The sequence below is a fragment of the Vibrio sp. 1249-1 genome (genome assembly GCF_033340495.1).
Map to the genome: position 1 here is coordinate 1 of NZ_JAWOWJ010000848.1, position 589 is coordinate 589.

Genomic DNA, 589 nt, shown 5'->3' on the forward strand with positions numbered 1-589 from the left:
AGCGAGTGCTGTATTTAGTGAAGCTTGGCGCGCAACCATTCAACACTTTTTATCGTTCTCACCAGCGATTATTCTTTTGCTTTTTGTCCAGTTGGGGATTTTCTACATTGCACTTCAACTTCAATTGGGCGACCCAAGTGTCATTCTCGATGCGATAGAAAATCCGGAAGCATTCACCGCTAATATCGTTTCTGCTATTTATATCGCTAACTTTAGCTATGAAGTGATCAGCGCCCCCATTTATGCTGGGATCAGTTTGATGGCGATGAGTCACGTAGCAGGGCTAAAAACCAAAGTTCGTCATGTCGGTAAAGGTCTGCAATTTACCGTTCCTGTTATTATTGCAACGCTGTTCAGTTTAACGTTGCAAGGTGTCGCGGGAATGATCCTTCCACCGCTTTCATTATATTTAGCAATGGCGTTTAGTCACTCTATCTTACTGATTTGCGAGAAAAGAGTGCCACCTATGCAATCGTTATTATTATCACTACGTGCGATCAATAAGAAGATTTTTGTTGTGGCAGGGCTTTACATGGGCGTTATGTTGATGTTTATTGTTGCGGCTATGTTCTACGGTATTGGCTTTATT

General features: G+C 42.1%; 1 protein-coding gene. It reads left to right on the top strand.

Translation table 11 applies throughout. The annotated features are described in order from the left end of the window. On the top strand, positions 1 to 589 hold a 589-nt coding region (locus tag R7Z50_RS29265; RefSeq protein ID WP_318149985.1), incomplete at both ends, for a hypothetical protein.